Source organism: Paraeggerthella sp. Marseille-Q4926 (genome assembly GCF_916618935.1).
GTDB classification, from domain to species: Bacteria; Actinomycetota; Coriobacteriia; order Coriobacteriales; family Eggerthellaceae; genus Paraeggerthella; species Paraeggerthella hominis.
This window is the reverse complement of sequence record NZ_CAKAKF010000003.1, coordinates 146,927-161,948: the sequence shown is the minus strand read 5'-3', so window position 1 is coordinate 161,948 and position 15,022 is coordinate 146,927. Positions and strand designations below refer to the sequence as shown.

Sequence of the window (15,022 nt, the reverse complement as noted above, 5' to 3'; positions counted from 1 at the left end):
CGCGTCGCGACCGGCCGATTCTCGCTCAGCGCACGAATAATCACGTTCCGTGGCAGCTTTTGACGGTTTGAGGTCGTTTGGCCGGCCCGCTGGTTTCGTTCGAGCGTTCGGTTTTGTCTTTGCAATGCTCTGACCTGGTGGAATGCAAAGCGGCTTGATTGCTGGCGAAAACGAGGGGTCCATCGACGACCTCTAACCGTCAAAACCTGCCAGCGAGGGCGGTTTTTCGTGCGCGCACCGCGTTCGCCCGGCAGCTCGGGGGCTTCGCCTTGCTGCGGCCTTTGCTCTTTCGCCCTTTTTCGCCCTCTTTCGCCCGGTGATCGGGATTTTTCTGCAAACTTTGTCGAACGGGTCGGGCGGGTCGCTCGGACGCGCTATCATAGGCACTCGTGATCTCATTCGGGCGCCGCGCGCCCGCATCGAAAGGATAAGCAGGCTTCATGAATTCCGGTCAGCACGCCGATCGTCAGCGTCCGAGCATACTCAGGTCGTTTTTCAGCCTGGTCATCATGGTGGCCTTCGTTTTCGGGCTGTCGTGGTTGCTGAGGACCTACGTGTTCCAGCCGTACGAGATTCCTTCCGGCTCCATGGAAGAGACCATCATGACGGGGGACATGGTGTTCTCCGAAAAGGTGAGCTACTATTTCCGCGAGCCTGCGCCGGGCGACATCGTGACGTTCCAAGACCCCGAGATTCCCGGGCGCGTCCTGATCAAGCGCTGCATCGCCGTGGGCGGGCAGACGGTCACCATCGACGACAGCGGCCTGGTCTACGTGGACGGCAGGGCGCTTTCCGAACCTTACACCAACGGCTTGCCGTCGTATCCGCTGGCAAGCGACGTCACCTATCCCTACACGGTTCCGCAGGGCTTCATCTGGGTGATGGGCGACAATAGGACCAACTCGCAGGACTCGCGTTTCTTCGGCGCCGTGCCGGTCAGCTCGGTTACGGGTCGGGGGGCGCTGGTGTACTGGCCTTTGAGCAATTTCGGCCTGCTGGAATAGCGGGCGTTCGAACACACTGAGGGATTCCGTACGAGGACAAGGAGAGCCATGTCAACCGAAACTGCAAACGCTTTGGCGCAGCAGCAGGGGGCTGCCGATCAGCTGCCGCCGACGTTCCAGGACGTCATCATGAACCTGCAGCGCTACTGGGCAAACGCGGGCTGCGTTATCCTGCAGCCTTACGACAACGAGGTGGGCGCCGGCACGAACGCACCCGCTACCACGCTTCGCTCGTTGGGACCCGACACGTGGCGCACGGCTTACGTGCAGGGCAGCCGCCGTCCTACCGATGGCCGCTACGGCGAGAACCCCAACCGCACCCAGCACTACTTCCAGTTCCAGGTGCTCATGAAGCCCTCGCCCGACAACATCCAGGACCTGTACCTGGGCAGCCTGCGCGCCATCGGCATCGACGTGGACGCGCACGACGTCCGCTTCGTGGAAGACGACTGGGAAAGCCCGACGCTGGGCGCCTGGGGCCTTGGCTGGGAGGTGTGGATCGACGGCATGGAGGTGACCCAGTTCACCTACTTCCAGCAGGTCGGCGGCTTCGAGTGCAGCCCGGTCCCGGTGGAGATCGCCTACGGCCTGGAGCGCTTGACCATGTTCGTGCAGGGCGTGGACAGCATGTTCGACATCGTGTGGAGCCGGGGAGCCGACGGGGTGACGTTCACGTACGGCGACGTGTACCTGGAAAACGAGCGCCAGTACTCCAAGTTCAACTTCGAAGTGGCCGACACCGACTTCCTGTTCCAGGAGTTCAACGAGCGCGAAGCCGAGTGCAAGCGCACGCTCGAGGCCGATTTGCCGCTGCCCGCTTACGACAGCGTGCTCAAGTGCTGCCATACCTTCAACCTGCTCGACGCGCGCGGCGTGATCTCCGCAACCGAGCGCATGGCCTACATCCTGCGCGTTCGCACGCTGGCGAAGGCTGTGTGCGCAAGCTACATGGAGCACGTGGTGGGCATCAAGCCCGCCGAAGACGTCGAGGCAGGAAAGGAGGAGGCACGATGAGCACCCTGCATACGCTCGCATTCGAGATCGGCACCGAGGAGATTCCGGCGTTCGATCTGCACAAGGCAACGCTTCAGCTTGAGAAGCTGGTCCCGGCCGCGCTCGACGAAGTGCGCATACCGCATGGCGACGTGGCCATCTACACCACGCCCCGCCGCCTGATCGCGATGGTGTCCGACGTGGCCGATACGACCGAGGCCCTTGACGAGGTGTTCCGCGGTCCGTCCGCAAAGATCGCGTTCGACGCCGATGGCAACCCGACGAAGGCCGCCGCCGGTTTCGCGCGCGGCAAGGGCGTCGACGTCGAAGCGCTCGAGCGCCGCGAGGAGAACGGCGTGGAGTACGTGTTCGCCACGAGAAGCGTTCCCGCGCGCGATGTGGCCGAGCTGCTGCCCGGCGTGCTGGAGGGCGTGATCGGGGGCATCTCGTGGCCGAAGTCCTGCCGCTGGGGCACCACGAGCGAGTACTTCTCGCGCCCGGTGCGCTGGCTTGTGGCCATGCTGGACGAGCGCGTGGTCCCCGTTTCCTTCGCGGGCTTGACGGCCGGCAACCTGACGCGCGGCCATCGCTTCCTGGCGCCCGGCCCGCACGAGGTGGCCACGGCCGCCAACCTGCTGAACGTTGTCGAGGCTGCGCACGTGGTGACGAGCGAACAGGCTCGCGAGCAGGTCATTCGCGTCGGCGTGGCGCAGGCCGAGGCGCAGACGGGCGCTCGTGCCGAGCTGCCTGAGAAGACCCTGCTGGAGGTCACGAACCTCTGCGAGCAGCCGACCGTGCTGGTGGGAACCTTCGACGAGGAGTTCCTGCGCGTGCCCGAGGAGATCATCGTCGACGCCATGCTCATGCATCAGCGCTATTTCCCGCTGTACGATGCGAACGACAAGCTGACCAACAACTTCATCGTGGTGAGCAACGGCGACCCGGCGCATGCTTCCACCATCATCGACGGCAACGAGCGCGTGGTGCGCGCCCGCCTGTCCGACGCCAAGTTCTTCTACGAAGAGGACCTCAAGCGCCCGCTCGAGGCATACGTCGATCGTCTGGACGAAGTGGTGTTCCAGGAAACGCTCGGCACCATGAAGGCGAAGACCGACCGCATCGTGGCGCTGGCGAAGCACTTGGCTTGCGACGCGCGGCTTTCCGAAGCCGACGCCGCCGACGCCGAGCGCGCCGCGTATCTGGCCAAGGCCGACCTGGTGACGAACGCCGTGGTGGAGTTCACCAGCGTCCAGGGCGTGATGGGGTCGTACTACGCCGAGGCCGCGAACGAAAGCGACCAGGTGGCACGCGCCATCGCCGACCACTATCGTCCGCGTTTCTCCGGCGACGAGCCGCCCGCGTCCAACGTGGGCAAGATCGTGGCGACCGCCGACAAGCTGGACACCATCTGCGGCCTGTTCGCGGTAGGCCAGGGTCCGACCGGCTCGTCTGATCCGTTCGCTCTGCGCCGCAGCGCCATCGGCATCGTTGCCATGCTCGAGGCGGGGCTGCCCGTTTCCCTGGCGGCGGCCGTCGATGCGGCGCTGTCCACCTACCAGGCGGCCGGCGTGGCGTTCGATCGGGACGCGGTTCGCGCCGAGGTGTCGGACTTCTTCGTCACGCGCACGAAGGTCATGCTGCGCGACGGCGGCTGCTCGCCCGACGCCGTTGATGCCGTGCTGGCCACGGGTGTGGAGGAGCCGGCGCAGATTATCGCCCGCACCCGCGCACTCGAAGCGGCCCGCACCAACGCGCCCGACGCGTTCGACAATCTGGCCATCGCGTACGCTCGCGCCAACAACCTGCGCGACGCGAAGCTGGGCACCGACGTGGACGAGGCCCTGGCGGCCGACGCGGAGCGCGCGCTCCTGTCCGCAACCGACGAGGCCGCCGCGCGCGTGTCCGAGGCGCTCGCCGCCGACGACTACGCCGCCGCGCTCGCCGCGCTTTCGGCTCTGCGCGCGCCGATCGACGCCTTCTTCGAGGACGTCATGATCATGGACGAGGACCAGGCGGTGCGCGAGAACCGCCTGCGCTTGCTGAACCGTTTCGTGGCCGTGTTCGCCCACGTGGCGGATTTCGGCAAGATGGCGAAGTCGGCCAAGTAGCGCCATGGGCGATTTCATCGTTCACGAGAACGCGACGCCGCTGCCCACCATCCATGTGGTAAGCGACTCGGTGGGCTTGACGGCTCAGGCGGTGGCCCGTGCGGCCGCCGCCCAGTTCGGCGTCACGAATCCCATCATCGAGGTGCTGCCGAAGGCGCGTACGTTCGAGGAGATCGAGGCGTTCATCGACGAGCACAGCGCTTTCCACCGGCAGCGCACGGGCGACGGCCGTATCCTGGTCTTCTACACGCTGGTGGACGCCGGCTTGTCGCGCAGGCTGGCGGAGTACGCCGCCTCGCGCGACGACGTAGTGGCCGTCGACCTTATGACGAGCGCCGTGGGGGCCATCGCGCGCATGACGGGGCTCGCCCCGTCCACGACGCCGGGCAGCGTGCACGTGGCCGACCAGTACTACTTCAGGCGGATCGAGGCCATCGAGTTCACCATCGCTCACGATGACGGCCGCAACCCGCAGGAGATCGCGCAGGCGGACATCGTGCTTTTGGGCGTGTCCCGCTCGTCGAAAACGCCGACGTCCATCTACCTTTCGCAGCAGGGCTACAAGGTGGCGAACATTCCGCTCGATCCCTCGACGGAGCCGCCGAAGGAGATCTTCGATGTGGAGCGCACCCGGCTGTTCGGGCTTATGACCACGGCGGAAGTGCTGGTGAGCATCCGCCAGAGAAGGCTCGGCCGTGCCGGCGGGGTGGCTTCGCGCTACGCCGATCCCGAGTTCGTCTACCAGGATCTGGAGAAGGCGCGCGCCCTGATGCGCAAACTCGGCTGCATTGTCATTCACACCGAAAATCGAGCCGTTGAGGAAACCGCTCAAGAGATTTTGCGCTACTATGAGCGCGTTCATCCGCCATCGGCTGATATGATGGGCTAGACCTGTGACTCAAGGTTCGAAACGGTAACGAAAAGCACTTCGGGTTAAGGAGAAAAAGTGACTGAAGAAGTCAAGCGAGTCTATGCGTTCGGCAAGGACGCTCAGGGCAACAACGTGACCGAGGGCAATACCAACATGAAGGCGATCCTCGGCGGCAAGGGCGCGAACCTTGCTGAAATGGCCAACATCGGTCTGCCCGTACCTCCGGGATTCACCATCACGTGCCAGACGTGCATGGAGTACGCCAATGCCGGCAACACCTGGCCCGAAGGCGCGCTCGACACCATCCGCGAGTACCGCGAGGATCTTGAGACCCGCATGGGCAAGAAGATCGGCGATGCCGAGGATCCGCTGCTCGTCTCCGTTCGCTCCGGCGCTCCCATGTCCATGCCGGGCATGATGGACACCGTGCTGAACCTGGGCCTGAACGACCAGTCCATCAACGGCCTGATCAAGCAGACCGAGAACCCGCGCTTCGCATGGGACTCCTACCGTCGCTTCATCCAGATGTTCTCCGGCGTGGTCATGGGCCTGGACGGCGACCTGTTCGAGAACGCCATCACCGCCATGAAGAACCTGCGCGGCGTGGCGTCCGACACCGACCTGACCGCCGAGGACCTGCAGGGGCTCGTGGCCGAGTTCAAGCAGATCTTCGCCGAGAACGTTTCCGCCGAAGCCTATCCGAGCCTCGTGGTGGACGGCGCGATGCAGTTCCCGCAGGACCCCATGGCCCAGTTGCAGCTTGCCATCGAGGCCGTGTTCGGCAGCTGGAACAACCCGCGCGCCACGCTGTACCGCAAGCAGAACAAGATCGCCGACGACCTGGGCACCGCCGTCAACGTGCAGTCCATGGTGTTCGGCAACAAGGGCAACACCTCCGCCACGGGCGTCGCGTTCACGCGCAACCCCGCTAACGGCGACAAGGAATTCTACGGCGACTACCTGGTGAACGCCCAGGGCGAGGACGTGGTGGCGGGCATCCGCAACACGAGCCCCATCGCCGAGCTCAAAGAGGTCGCGGGCCTGGAAGAGGCCGGTCGCGAGCTGGAGGAAGTGTTCGTGACGCTGGAGAACCACTTCCGCGACATGTGCGACATCGAGTTCACCATCGAGCAGGGCAAGCTGTGGATGCTGCAGACCCGCGTGGGCAAGCGCACCGCCGCCGCCGCGCTGCACATCGCCATCGAGATGGAGAAGGAGGGCCTCATCTCGAAGGAGGAGGCCGTCATGCGCGTCGATCCCGACCAGCTCGATCAGCTGCTGCACCCGCAGTTCGACAAGAGCGCCGACTACGACGTGCTGGCTCGCGGCTTGAACGCCTCTCCGGGTGCTGCCGTGGGCGAAGCCGTGTTCTCGGCCGTGGACGCCGTCGAGGTTTCCGAGGCTGGTCGCAAGTGCGTGCTGGTTCGCTGGGAGACCAACCCCGACGACCTGGCCGGCATGATCGCCGCCGAGGGCATCTTGACCTCGCACGGCGGCAAGACCTCTCATGCTGCCGTTATCGCGCGCGGCATGGGCACTCCGTGCGTGTGCGGCGTGGAGGCGCTGCGCATCGACGCCGAGAAGAAGCAGGCTATCGTGGTGGGCACCGACGTCGTCATCAACGAGGGCGACATGATCTCCATCGACGGCACGTCGGGCATCGTGGTGCTGGGCGCTGTCGACCTGGTGCTTCCCGAGCTTACCGGCGACCTGGACACCATCCTGGAGTGGGCTGACGAGTTCCGCACGCTGGGCGTGCGCGCCAATGCCGACAACCCCGAGGACGCCGAGCTGTCCCGCGGTTTCGGTGCTGCGGGCATCGGCCTGTGCCGTACCGAGCACATGTTCCTGGGCGATCGCAAGCAGATCATCCAGACCTTCATCCTGAACGAGGACGAAGCCGTGCGCGAGAAGGCCGTGAACGATCTTCTGGCTGCTCAAACGGGCGACTTCCTGGGCATGTTCGAAGCCATGGACGGGCTGCCGGTTATCGTGCGCCTGCTCGATCCGCCGCTGCACGAGTTCCTGGAAAGCCCGCGCGCCCTTGACGTGGAGATCGCCAAGCTGGAGGCTACCGGCGGCGACAAGGCGACTATCGCCGAGAAGCGCAAGCTCATGGAGCAGATCGACTCGATGAGCGAGGCCAACCCCATGCTGGGCCTGCGCGGCTGCCGTTTGGGCATCGTGTATCCCATCCTGCCGGTCATGCAGGTGCGCGCCATCGCCACGGCATGCGCCGAGCTCAAGAAGCGCGGCCTGGATCCGAAGCCCGAGATCATGATCCCGCTGGTGTCCGTGCTGCCCGAGCTGGAGAAGCTGCGTCGCGTGGCCGAGGAGGCCATCGCCGAGGTTGCCGCCGAGCATGGCATCGAGCTGGACATCCCCGTGGGCACCATGATCGAGCTGCCGCGCGCTGCCGTTACCGCTGACGAGATCGCCACGCAGGCGGACTTCTTCAGCTTCGGTACGAACGACCTGACCCAGACGACGTTCGGCTTCAGCCGCGACGACGTGGAGGCCGAGTTCGTTCCGCAGTACCTGGCCGAGCGCCTGCTGCCGTACAACCCCTTCGCCACCATCGATCCGGGCGTTGCCAAGCTGGTCGAGATGGGCGTCGAGCTGGGCCACAAGGGCAATCCCGACATCGTGTGCGGCGTATGCGGCGAACACGGCGGCGATCCCGACTCCGTGAAGATGTTCCACAAGATCGGGCTGGACTACGTCAGCTGCTCGCCGTATCGCGTGCCGCTGGCTCGCTTGGCCGCTGGCCAGGCCGCCCTTGCCGAGAAGATGGGCGACGCGCGCGACAAGTAAGCGCCGTCAAATAGCGTGCATGCCCGAAGGACCCGCAGCGAACGTGCTGCGGGTCCTTCTGCGTGGGAGAGGGAGTAGCGCGCGCCTTCTTGGCGGCCTCGCGTTTGGGCTCGAGCAATGCGGGGCCTGCTTGGTAAACCCGCGTCCGGGCTCGAGCGTTGCGGAGGGGGATCGCACCTCGCGCGCCGGGACCCGGATCCCGGCGGCGGTTGCGGCGACAGGGGAGGGAATTGTGCGCGAGAGGCGCCGGGGCGCAAAGAAGAACGGCCCGGATTCCCAGGCCGTTCTTCAAGCAAAATGCATGTAGGCTGTCGGTTGCAGGCCTTGCGATAAGCCGGGCGCTACGCCGTCTGAGCAGGAGCGTCCTCGCGGCGAGCCATGGCTTGCTCGTAGTCCTTCGTTCCCACGAAGATCTCGTTGGTGTAGGGGTTTCTGCCAAGCTTCTTGCTGCGGTACGCCACGTACCCCAGCGCGGCCACGTTCGCCGCCAGCGCCAGCACCGATACGACGAGGTTCACGTTCGGGTCGTTCACGGACTGCACGGCGAACACGCTGTCGTCCAGGAACAGCGGGAAGCACTGCGCGAACATGCACCAGATGGCCAGCGTGAACGCGCGGTTCTGGATCCAGCCGCCCTTGTTCCACAGCATCGCCGCCACGGTGGGGGCCAGAAGCAGCGCCAGGCCGCAGTACCAGGAGTGCGTGGGCAGGCAGTTGTAGGTGTAGCAGAAGTTCCAGATGTCGTAGGAGATGATGAACACCCAGGTCATGTCAGGCCACAGCATGTCCTGCTTCTTCTTGGACACGTAGATGCCGAACCAACCGGTCATGACGAAGATGTTCAAGATGCCCGCGATGCCGTTGAACACGTTGTGCCAGCCGCCGTAGAGCGTGACGCCCTCGGTGGACACCCACGTGGTGCCCCAGGCGCGAATGGCGCTTTCGAAGTCGCTCACCACGGCGATCAGAATGTTGATGGCCACGATGACGAACGGGAAGCACTTGAACCAATGCGACTTGCCGATCTTTCCCCATTTGTACTTGAGTGCCATGAAGCCGATGCAGCCGATGGTTGCTGCGTACAGCTTCGCGTAGTGGAACCAGCTGTTCATGTACAGATGCGTGGGGTTGTCGAGCGCCCACTGAGCGCCTGACATGGCGCCGATGGTGATGGCGATGAAGTACGCCGTCAGCCCTGCGGGCAGGATCAGGAAGCAGAACACGCCTCCCGCCTTGGAACGACGCGCCACTTCGTTGACCAGGATCAGGCAGATGAACACCATCGCCCAGCCGAGCCATTGGTACACGGCGTTCTCGCCGTACACTTGGAACAACATGGAACCCTCCTTCTTTCGGGTATGCTTCGCACAGGTCGCCTTTCGACCTGTTTCTTCCGGTATGCGCGCCGCTCGGCGCTATTCGGTATCGTCGGTTTCGGGACGCCCTCTGTCCATGTGGAGCGTTTGCACGATAAGGTCTTTCAGCACTTCGTCGTCAGCGTCGGGGTGCGTTCGCAGGTAGCCCACGATTCCCAAGATAAGGACGTAGAACGTTTCGTAGACGTGGTCGATGCGCACGCGATGACGCGCGCTGTAGTCCTGCACCGTGGTCTCTACAATGTAGGTGGCTATGCGGTCGGCCACGCGGTTCACGAAGTCGATGTAGAGCGCCGCGTTCTCGCGCGAGGCGAGCGAACGGCGGAAGGCGTCGTGCTCGAACACGCCTAGGCGCATGAGCTTGACCACGCTCGAAAGGGCGTGCTCGATGTCTCCCGTGCGTCGCTGGGCGTTCCAATAATGGGTGGCTTCGATGAAATCGGCAACGTAGTCGTCAAGCACCGCCGACGTCACGGCCTCCTTGTCGGGGAAGTAGTGATAGAACAGCGAGCGCGTCACGCCCACGCGATCCGTAATGTCCTGGACGGACGTTTTGGAGAGCCCGCGCTCTTCGTAGAGCGCCCGAGCGGCTGCCACGATGTCCGCGCGGCGCGTAGCCGACGGCGCGCTTCGTGCTGCCTTGTCGTTCGCGGTGCCCATGGTTCCCTCCTTGCCGACGGTCGTTCTTCGCGCTTGCCTGCTTTCGCTAAGCCGCTTGCAAAGGCGATGGTGTCGATCCCCTGATGAGCGCAGCATACGCCCATCATTGACGGATCGTCAATTAACACTTTTCGCAAAGCGTCAATAAGGCCCGCCTGCGGAAGGAGCGCTGTACGGCGTGCGAGTTGCATGGTGCGCGACCTGCACGGAAGGGGCGCTGCATGGGAGAGCGCGCTATGCGGCGTATCGGTTACGCGGAAGGGGCGTCGTACGGCACGACCGCCGCATTGCCGCAAGCGCCCCGCGTTCCCGCCTCTTTCGTTGACGAAACGATTCCGCTCGTCAACGGCGGGTTTCGCCGCGCTCGCAAAGATGCTAGCATGCGCTCCATAAAGTTCATTAGTGAAACGAAAAAGATACAACAATGAACTAAAGGGAAAAGGAGGGGCCATGGAGGGAAACGAGCCGAGCGAGAAGCGCTCCGGAAAGAGGAAATGGCCGATCGTGGCGGCGGTGGTCGCGATTACGGTGGTTGCCGCGGGCGGAGGCTTTTGGGTGTGGCACGAGCAGCCCGGCTTCTGCAACGCGATCTGCCACGATCCGATGGACGCGTACGTGGAGGGCTACTATCACGACGAAACGCTGCTGGCGAACGCGCACGAGCGAGCGAACGCGACCTGTCTGGAATGCCACGAGGCGAAGATCGATCAACAGGTGGCCGAAGGCGTGGCCTGGGTATCCGGCGATTTCGAAACGGACGAGGCGGGCCGCATCACGCGGACGGGCGTCACCGCCGACAAGGGCATGTGCGCGCAGAGCGGTTGCCATGATTGGGAAAGCGTCGTGGCCGCAACGCAGGATTGGGGAGGCCGGGCGGGCGTGAACCCGCATCGCTCGCATCAGGGGGAGGCCATCGATTGCAGCAACTGCCATGGCGTCCACGAAGCTTCCCAGATGTACTGCAATACCTGCCATGACTACGAAGTTCCCGTCGGATGGAACGACGCTTCGAAGCGTTAGGGGCTGGACCGGGAATGCGGTTTCGATCGCCGTTCCCGAAGACCGAGGAGGGTGCGTATGAAGAAGACGGCTGTGGCTGCGGGATGCGCTGCGGCGCTGACGCTGGGCCTTACGGGGTGCGGCGCGGGGTTCGAGGGATCGGGATCGAAAGATGCGGCGAGCGCCGAGCAACTGGCGCTGCGCACGGACGATCCGTGGGCGGCGCAGGTGACGGTCGATCCTGCGAAAAAGGCTGAAGGAACGCTGCACGACGGCGTGTACACCGGCACGGGCAAGGGCATGGACGGTTTGGTGACGGTGACGCTTTTGGTTCAGGACAACCGCTTGACCTGCATAGAAACCACGCAGGAAGGCGAAACGCAAAGCGTCGGCGGCTTTGAGGCCATCCGCGACGGCAAGTACGCGGCCCTGATCGACGCGGCGCAGGGCGCCGACATCGACGCTGTGAGCGGGGCTACTATCACCACTGCCGGCGTCAAGCAGGCGGTCGAGGACGCCCTTGCGCAAGCGGAAACAGGCGCAGGCGCTGCCGTCTCTGCGGGAAACTAGGGAGGGGATTGCGATGAAGGAGCATAACGGACGCAGCGCGGAGGGAATGTCGCGCCGCGCGTTCCTGACGGGCGCGGCGGCGGTCGTGGGCGGCACGGCGGCTGCGGCGGTCATGCCCGCAGCCGCGGCGCATGCGGTGCCGGCGGGAGTCATCGGCGATTGGGCAGCCGACGGGTCGAAGAACGTTCAGGTTCCCGACAGCGCGGCGACGAACGCCTCGTGGGAGGACGGCACGTATCGCGAGCATAACGCGGCAGCGTTTCCCGCAGACGACGCAACGCCCATTCCGCCGCGCGCGGTGCCGCAGAAGTGGGACTACGAATGCGATATCTGCGTGGTGGGCGCGGGCGGCGGCGGCTTGAACGCGGCGGCGCGCGCAGCCGAGCTGGGCGCGAAGACCATCTGCGTCGAGGCCATGGGATTGCACGGCGGCAACGCGCAATCGGCCGGCATGTGCGGGATCTTGGGCGGCTACAGCGGGCAGGACGAGAAGCGCTTCGCCTTCCCGTCCTATCCTTTCGATCCGAAGGCCCTGACCGATTGGGCCATGGACGAGTATCACTATGCGGCCGATCCCAAGCTCATCTACAAGCTTGCCTGCGAGGGCGGCAAGAGTCTGGACTGGATGGCGGACTGCGGCGTGCGGTGGCGCTTGGGCGAGGTTCCCGTGTACGTGGCGCCGAAGAACTCGACGCTCGACCATCACGTGCTCAAGATGAAAGACGCCACGGACGCCATGTTCAGCTACGGGCAGCGCAAGGGCGTCGAGTACAAGTTCCAGTGCCCGGCGGTGGCGCTCGTGCGCGATGCGGGCGGTCGAATCGTGGGCCTGGTGGCCAAGGAGGACTTCGAGCGCGAGGTGTACATCCACGCGTCTCGCGCGGTCATTCTCACGGCGGGCGGTTTCTGCAACAACAAGGCGCTTCTGGAGAAGTACATTCCCACGGCGGCCATGGGCTGCGCGTCAAGCTACCTGGTGGGCGGCGAAACGGGCGAGTGCTTCCGCATGGGGTTGGGCGCGGGTGCCGACGTGTCCGGGTTCAACAGCTCCGCCAGCTTCGACGGCGGCGTGGACTGGCAGGCCGAAGGCGGGCAGTGGGCGCGCTTCCTCTACGACGGCATGACGCAGCTGTCGCGCCAGCCGTGGCTGACCATCGATCGCTGCGGCAACCGTTTGCGCTACCTGGACAGCCGCGTGGCCGAGGACGGCGCGAACGCCATCTACGCTCTGGGCGATCTGGCCACCATCCAGATGACGCCTCCGGGGCATCGCTCCTACATCATCTTCGACGCGAACTACGAGGATCACCTGGCAGGCTTCGCGCAGGAGCATTGCCGCAAGCTCATCACGCCCGACCTTGAGCAGATCGACAAGGTGCCCGAGCACTACCGCGACTGGCACCACGGCGTGCAGGACGCCATCGACGCCGACGTGTTGAAGAAGCGCGACACGTTGGAAGAGCTCGAACGCGATCTGGGGTTGGCCGAAGGCGTTCTAACCGAGGCCGTGGAAAAGTGGAACGCGTGCTGCGAGAAGGGCGAGGACGATTACCTGTACCCGATGCCTCCCGAATGGCTGCACGCCGTCAAGGAGCCGCCGTTCTACGGGTGCCGCATCGGCGGCAACCTGTACGGCACGAAAGCGGGCTTGCTGATCAACGAGGACATGCAGGTTATGGGCACCGATGGGCGGCCCATCGAGGGCCTGTACGCCGGGTGGCACACCGCCGGAGGGGCTTGCGGCGAGAACAGCTACGTGGGCGATCCCATCCTGGGTTCGCTCATGGGCGACGTCGGACTGGCGTTTTGCGGCGGATACCTGTGCGGCACCTCTGCGGTGGAGCACGAGATGACCGGCGCAGGCGCGTAAGGGAGGGGATGCGAGATGAAAGAGCAACTGAAGGGCATGGCCCGTCCGTACGCGATGCTGTTCCTGATGGCGCTGGCCGTGGCTGTTGTCGGGAGGATCGGTCTGGCCGCCATGGACCTGTCCGGCGCGCTGGCCTACGACTACATATCGGCTTCCGGGGTTCCCATCTTGGACGTGGTGTGCTCCATCTTGACGGGATCGGCCTTCATGGCGTTTCTGTTCCTGGCCTCGCTTGCGATGGTGCTGTCCACGGCCGGGGTCGCGTTGCACGGCCTGCTGTTCGCGCGCGGCGTGCCGGGCGCTGGCAAACCGGCGACCGCGTTTCTGTGGGGCTGGGCTACGGCGCTTGCGGCCATCGTGTGCCTGTTCGTCGTGCTTTCGGGAATCCTGTCGGGCGTGCAAGTGCATTCCATGAGCTCGAAGCTGCCGGCTCTGCCGGTGCTGGTAGCCGCGCTCGTCGTGTGGGCTGCGTTCATCGGCACGCTGCTCGGCGCCGCGTCGATGGTGGTGTGCGCGTGCCTGGCGCGTGCTCGGAACGAGAAGCGCGCAGGTTGGAACCTTGTGGCGGCCACGGCGGGCTGTGGCTTTGCGGTCATGGTGCTGGCGGTGGGCACGTTTTCCGCCATCAACGCGGCGAGCATCAACGTGGGCGTCGTGGGAATGTGGCTTGCTGCCGACGTCGTGGTGAACCTGGGAATGCTGTTCGGCGCGTCCGCGCTGCTGAAGAAGGCGCGCGCGTAGGCGGGCGCTGCGACGCCGGCGGGCCCCGGCGTCTTACTCGAGAGGTTGCAGGAGGCCGAGCGCTGCTTTGCGCTCGGCCTCCTTGCGCGCCTGCATGTCGGCGATGACGACGCGCCAGGCGCGGGCGAGCGCGCGACGCTGATGGTCGTCGAGGCGGCTCCACAGCTGCGTGCGCGCAAGGAGGTCGATGGTGCGCACGATGATCTTCTGCTGGCGCAGGCCCTGAGGCGTAGCAGCCGCGAACACGGCTTTGCGGTCGTGCGGGCTTGCCAGCCGTTGCGCCCATGCATGCCCGACAAGTCCGTCTACCGCCCGCGCGATGGCTACGGGCGTCATCTGCAGCTGCGTGGCAAGGTCGCCGATGCGCAAGGGCTCGTTCACCTCGCCAAGGCGCTGCAGCACGCGACATTCGCTGAGCGACGCGCCGCATGCGGTGCGCAGGGCGTCTTCCATCCCGCGTTTCACCAGTTCAAGCGATACGAGTGCGCGCGATGCAGCGTAGCGCGACGACGCATCGCCGCCCAGCGGCGGGTCGATGCTCGCGCCGGCGGCGATGGACGCTTCAAGGATGGCGCGGTGAACCGCATCCTCGGTTGGAAACAGCGCGTACAGGCGCTCCACGATGGCCTCGTTCGCTTCGGCCACATGGCGAACGCCCGCCTCGGTGATGCGCGCGGTGCGCACGCGCGCATCGGCCTTGCCGCCGCTTCGCGTGGCAAAACCGGCGTCTACGAGCACGTTCATAGCTTGGGTCACCACGTTGGGCTTGAGCGCGAGCAGCTTGCCGAGGCTCGACTGGGTTGCGCCCGTCGTCCGGGCGGCCAAAAGCTTCACGAGCACGCGGTACTGGGTCACGCTGAGGTCGCTTGCTTGCGCCAGGCCGCTTTTGAGCGCGCGATGAGTAAGGTCGAAAGCGACGAAGAACGTCGAATCGAGCTTCAGATCGTCTTCGTCGTGCGCGCCCGCGGCGGTGGCCATGCTGCTCCCCGTTCGTTGTAATTGTTTCAGTAGTGAAA

Annotated in this window: 12 protein-coding genes; 9 read left to right on the top strand and 3 right to left on the bottom strand. The window is 65.0% G+C overall.

Annotated elements, in window-relative coordinates; genetic code table 11:
• Positions 1 to 440 precede the first annotated feature (440 nt).
• From lepB to ppdK, 5 genes are read left to right on the top strand one after another with little or no spacing between them, the layout of a single operon-like run.
• Positions 441 to 1,004, top strand: coding sequence for a signal peptidase I (gene lepB, locus LG373_RS05805; RefSeq protein ID WP_216528595.1), 564 nt, complete (start codon positions 441 to 443; stop codon positions 1,002 to 1,004).
• A 48-nt stretch (positions 1,005 to 1,052) separates the two neighbouring features.
• A complete protein-coding gene (locus tag LG373_RS05800) occupies positions 1,053 to 2,018 on the top strand; it encodes a glycine--tRNA ligase subunit alpha (RefSeq protein WP_216528594.1) in 966 nt (321 codons plus the stop codon).
• Positions 2,015 to 4,105, top strand: coding sequence for a glycine--tRNA ligase subunit beta (gene glyS, locus LG373_RS05795; protein ID WP_225749271.1), 2,091 nt, complete (start codon positions 2,015 to 2,017; stop codon positions 4,103 to 4,105). Before LG373_RS05800 ends, glyS begins: the two co-directional genes overlap by 4 nt.
• Positions 4,106 to 4,109: 4 nt before the next feature.
• Positions 4,110 to 4,994, top strand: coding sequence for a pyruvate, water dikinase regulatory protein (locus LG373_RS05790; protein ID WP_114565809.1), 885 nt, complete (start codon positions 4,110 to 4,112; stop codon positions 4,992 to 4,994).
• Between the two features lie 57 nt (positions 4,995 to 5,051).
• Positions 5,052 to 7,790 carry a pyruvate, phosphate dikinase gene (ppdK, locus tag LG373_RS05785; RefSeq protein WP_225749270.1) on the top strand — a complete coding sequence of 913 codons (2,739 nt, stop codon included), beginning with the start codon at positions 5,052 to 5,054 and terminating at the stop codon, positions 7,788 to 7,790.
• Positions 7,791 to 8,131: 341 nt separating this feature from the next.
• Here ppdK and LG373_RS05780 read toward each other — a convergent pair whose 3' ends face one another.
• Together LG373_RS05780 and LG373_RS05775 are read right to left on the bottom strand one after the other, a co-directional pair.
• Positions 8,132 to 9,127 (bottom strand): DUF5692 family protein, encoded by a 996-nt coding sequence (locus LG373_RS05780; protein ID WP_114565806.1) that lies wholly within the window; start codon positions 9,125 to 9,127, stop codon positions 8,132 to 8,134.
• Positions 9,128 to 9,205: 78 nt separating this feature from the next.
• Positions 9,206 to 9,826, bottom strand: coding sequence for a TetR/AcrR family transcriptional regulator (locus tag LG373_RS05775; RefSeq protein ID WP_114565805.1), 621 nt, complete (start codon positions 9,824 to 9,826; stop codon positions 9,206 to 9,208).
• A 450-nt stretch (positions 9,827 to 10,276) separates the two neighbouring features.
• On the opposite strand from LG373_RS05775, the gene LG373_RS05770 reads away from it, so the two are divergent.
• From LG373_RS05770 to LG373_RS05755, 4 genes are read left to right on the top strand one after another with little or no spacing between them, the layout of a single operon-like run.
• A complete protein-coding gene (locus LG373_RS05770; RefSeq protein ID WP_225749269.1) occupies positions 10,277 to 10,846 on the top strand; it encodes a cytochrome c3 family protein in 570 nt (189 codons plus the stop codon).
• Positions 10,847 to 10,903: 57 nt separating this feature from the next.
• On the top strand, positions 10,904 to 11,395 hold the full coding sequence (locus tag LG373_RS05765) for an FMN-binding protein (protein ID WP_216528591.1): 492 nt from the start codon (positions 10,904 to 10,906) through the stop codon (positions 11,393 to 11,395).
• Between the two features lie 13 nt (positions 11,396 to 11,408).
• Positions 11,409 to 13,265 carry an FAD-dependent oxidoreductase gene (locus LG373_RS05760; protein ID WP_114565801.1) on the top strand — a complete coding sequence of 619 codons (1,857 nt, stop codon included), beginning with the start codon at positions 11,409 to 11,411 and terminating at the stop codon, positions 13,263 to 13,265.
• 15 nt (positions 13,266 to 13,280) lie between these two features.
• Positions 13,281 to 14,006: a hypothetical protein gene (locus tag LG373_RS05755; protein WP_225749268.1), complete on the top strand. Its 726-nt coding sequence runs from the start codon at positions 13,281 to 13,283 to the stop codon at positions 14,004 to 14,006.
• A 33-nt stretch (positions 14,007 to 14,039) separates the two neighbouring features.
• On the opposite strand, the gene LG373_RS05750 is transcribed toward LG373_RS05755, so the two are convergent.
• Positions 14,040 to 14,984 carry a MarR family winged helix-turn-helix transcriptional regulator gene (locus tag LG373_RS05750; protein WP_225749267.1) on the bottom strand — a complete coding sequence of 315 codons (945 nt, stop codon included), beginning with the start codon at positions 14,982 to 14,984 and terminating at the stop codon, positions 14,040 to 14,042.
• Positions 14,985 to 15,022 lie beyond the last annotated feature (38 nt).